Here is a 3,728-nt window from a genome sequence, read left to right as displayed (position 1 = left end):
GGTTAAATCCGTATTGAGTAGACTGAGGGCTTTGGTCTTTTCTACAATTTCCTCCCCTTGTTTCTTTCGGAATTGCGTATACTGCTTCATATACTGCAATCGCTTAAATGCCTGAAAAAAACTCGTCGATGACATCAGGAACAACAAACGGTTTTGTTGGGACCGGTTTTCGTATGATTTGCGGATCATTTGTGCATAATCCCCTTTCAAGGTCTCCAGATCTGACCTGAGCTTGCTGATTTGCCGGATATTTGCATTAATCTGGCGGTTGAGCAAATTAGACTGCTGGTTCGTGATACGGATGAGTTGCTGCTGCCTGTTGATTTTTTGATTCAGGGCTTCCATTTGATCAAGCACACTCCCTTTTTGTTCTCTTTGTGCAAAAAGCAGCCTGTTGATTTCCCGTATTTCGTTTTCAAGCTGTTCTTTACGCGCTTCCAGGGCCTTCTGTTCCCCGGTCTGCGCCTGGGCGCTCAGGCCAAGGCATAGGAGGAACAGGAGTCCAATCAGGGTTCCAATATTGATTTTGCCACTGTTCACTGTAAGGCTACCGGATTAAAACCTTTCGGTATTTTATAGGGGAAGCGTAATTCCCTGTTCAATTCAACCTGTTTATAATCAATCCCAATGCTAATCTTTGCATCGGCCTCGATGGCATCAATCTCCACGGCCTCTGGCAAAAACTGCCCCTGAACCTCCTGATAACTGGTGTAGCGTACCGCCATAACCCGTTTCATTGCCGGTTGCGCCATCTCCTGAGAGGCCATCCGGAAGTACCGGGGTTCAATTTTAATCAAAAACTTATAGAGCTCCAAGGCAGTTTTGGGCTGTATTTCATACGCATCAGAGGAGTGTCGAAGGTTGTAGTTCCGCCCTTCCAAATCCATAAGCGACTTCCCGATGAGCAGGTTTTGTAATTTACTGAAGTCAACATCAGAACCGAGAATCTCACTGAGGTAAGAATAATCGCCATCGAAGTACTCGTTGCTCAATTTGTTGTAAAAAGATACTCGCCCGGGCGTAATGAGTACTTTGATGACCCCCAGGGGGGCACTCAGCCAAATGACCTCATCTTTTTTCATCCTTAGGGAAACCGTCACATGCTGCGACTCTGCCCCGTCGGAATAATCAATCCCAAGCCGCCCGCTCAAAGTCCTGAACTTAAGACCGGCAGCTTCGTGATTCCGGATGACATTTTTAATCGACAAACGCTCATCTACGCTTCCTCCACCCACCGTTCGCGTACTCCCACATGAGCTTAAACCCAGCAGGAGAATCACCATTGCGTAAAAAATACACTTCTGTCTCACAAACCCGATTTTAATTTCTCCTCGTATTTCTTGCCCTTTTCAGGCGTACCCAGGGCGCTATAGGCCTCGATGAGCGTTCTGTAGATCTTTTGAGCATTCGCCGAAGGCTCCAGGATAAAGCCCTCTCCTTCCTTTAATAATTCCAGGGCTTCCTCTGGTCGCCCCTGTCGCAGAGCCGCCAAACCCTGACTGTAGTAAAAGTAAGGCTGCAAAGGATAAAGCTCCAGGGCTTCGGCGCTTTCATCCTCCAGTGCCTTCCAGTTCTCCGATGTGATTAGTTCCTCCATTCGGGACTCCAGGGAGGCAACTGTTCGACGATCTTCGGAAGGCCCGGACCCTTTATGCTGCCCCGCGGTCACCGGTTGTTCTTTTATAGATTCCAAAACACTGATCTCCTCCTCCATCCACCTCGCTTCCTCAAGGCCAGACAGGGGAGAGAGCTGGGCCTTTGCCTTGTCGTACAGACCTTCTGAGATATACCAACGCGCCAGATTCAACCGCAATGCCGGCTCCTCCAAAGGTAAGTCCGAGGCAAACGCTTCATGATTCATGCTCTGTGGTTTAAGCGCGTTCATAAAGGTGTCCAGATACCAGTATTCCGAAGGGTCAGACTGTAAAGCCCTCAGGGCGTATGGTGTTGCCCGCCTGTAAGCCTTAGCAAGATTCAGGATTCGCGCCAGTTCAAAGTCGACAACCGGATTGTCCGGATCGAGCTTCTTCGCCTCGAGCATCAGTGCCTCGGAGCGATCGTAATTCTCAATCCCTTTTTGCTTCAAAGCCTCAAAAAAGGCCTCCTGAAACTGGTCTGTATAGGATTCGGTGAACAGGTCTGCATTTCCTTCCTCCTGCCCATGGGCCATTCCGGACCCTAACATCAGCAATAGCACCCAAAAATATTTTTGACCCTTCATCCTATGTTTTCACCTTGTGTTAGCGCACTCCGGTACTCCCAAATCCCCCGCTTCCCCTATCGGTTTGTGAAAGCACTTCTACTTCTTCCCAATGCGCTTGTTCAAAACGGCTGATCACCATCTGGGCAATCCGCTCCCCGGGCTCAATACGCACGGGTTCATTAGATATGTTTACAAGAATTACGCCAATCTCACCTCTGTAGTCTGCATCAATAGTCCCCGGGCTGTTGAGCACGCTGATCCCTTTTTTAGCCGCCAGACCACTCCTGGGGCGCACCTGGGCCTCAAAGCCCGCGGGCAATTCCATATATAACCCCGTGCCTATGACGGCCCGCTCGAGAGGGGCCAGTTGAACGGGTTCCTTTAACTCAGCCCTCAGGTCCATCCCAGCCGAAGCTTCCGTTTGATAAGACGGGAGTTCATTCGATGATTTATTGATTATTCTGACTTTCATTTTCCCCGGATTAATTTTATTAATACCTCCTTTTCCAATCGGTATAACAACCCCAAAAATACTAAAAGTAAGAGCAGGCCGATATAGAGGTTCCTATTAAAAACATAGAAAGAAAGCACTGAAAATCCAATGGAGATCCCCATGTAGAAAAAGATCTTGCGCAGGTTATAGGGAACCGGGTAGTACTTCCTGCCCCAAAAAAAGGAGAGCAATACCATTGTGGCGTAGGCCGCAAGTGTAGCCCAGGCCGAAGCGAAATAGCTGTATTTTGGAATAAACAGGAAGTTAATTGCGATGGTGACCACTGCTCCCACAATGGAAATAATCGCCCCATAACGGGTTCTGTCCGTCACCTTATACCACACGGATAAATTGTGGTAAATCCCCAGAAAAAAACTGGCGAGCAGTATTATCGGCACAATGGCCATGGCCTCCCAATACGCCTCGTCACGTACAAAAAGCACTTTCAATACATCTGCGAAAACAACCACGCCCAGGAGAATTACACTCCCTAAGACCACAAAATAATTTGTGATCTGGGCATAGGCTTTCCTGGGGTTTTCCGAGTTGGAATGGCTGAAGAAAAAAGGTTCTATCCCGAGGCGGAAGGCCGTGGCAAATAGTGTCATAAACATTGCCAACCGGTAACAGGCAGCGTATTTTCCCATCTCAGCTTTTGCGATATCTACCGGCAGCAACTCAGTCAGAAGATATTTGTCGAAGACTTCATTGATGGTAAATGCAATCCCCGCAATCATTACCGGTAAGCCGTATTTGAGCATGCGTTTGAAAAGGGCCCTGTCAAACTCAAAGCGCATCTTAAAGTAATTCCCGCTTAAAATCAACAGGGTGATCCCACTGGCGATCAGATTGGAAATCAGGATGTAATTCACTTCAAAATCAGGGCGATATAAGGCTTCCCAAACGCCTCCCGACCCGCCTGCAGCCAATTTTGGGAGCAGGAGTAAAAAGAACAGGTTAAACCCCAGGTTTACACAGATGTTTGCAATTTTGACTATTGCATAGACCGCAGGTTGCTCAGTAGCTCTTAGG

At 48.1% G+C, this 3,728-nt stretch carries 5 protein-coding genes; all 5 read right to left on the bottom strand.

The window, feature by feature from the left end; genetic code table 11:
- Positions 1 to 540 (bottom strand): murein hydrolase activator EnvC family protein (locus tag WBV75_RS01975; RefSeq protein WP_424118978.1); only part of this gene is annotated, 540 nt, incomplete at its 3' end.
- Positions 537 to 1,310: a DUF4292 domain-containing protein gene (locus WBV75_RS01970; protein ID WP_424118977.1), complete on the bottom strand. Its 774-nt coding sequence runs from the start codon at positions 1,308 to 1,310 to the stop codon at positions 537 to 539. The genes WBV75_RS01975 and WBV75_RS01970, both read right to left, overlap by 4 nt.
- Complete coding sequence (locus WBV75_RS01965) at positions 1,307 to 2,221, bottom strand: tetratricopeptide repeat protein (protein ID WP_424118976.1); 915 nt, start codon at positions 2,219 to 2,221, stop codon at positions 1,307 to 1,309. Before WBV75_RS01965 ends, WBV75_RS01970 begins: the two co-directional genes overlap by 4 nt.
- Before the next feature lie 19 nt (positions 2,222 to 2,240).
- Positions 2,241 to 2,675 (bottom strand): dUTP diphosphatase, encoded by a 435-nt coding sequence (gene dut / locus WBV75_RS01960; RefSeq protein WP_424118975.1) that lies wholly within the window; start codon positions 2,673 to 2,675, stop codon positions 2,241 to 2,243.
- A partial coding sequence (locus WBV75_RS01955) for a lipopolysaccharide biosynthesis protein (RefSeq protein WP_424118974.1) occupies positions 2,672 to 3,728 on the bottom strand: 1,057 nt, incomplete at its 5' end. The genes WBV75_RS01955 and dut, both read right to left, overlap by 4 nt.

The sequence above is a fragment of the Robiginitalea sp. genome, assembly GCF_049588695.1.
Classification (GTDB): domain Bacteria; phylum Bacteroidota; class Bacteroidia; order Flavobacteriales; family Flavobacteriaceae; genus Robiginitalea.
The sequence above is the reverse complement of the archived record's forward strand: the minus strand, read 5'-3'. Positions and strand labels throughout refer to the sequence as shown.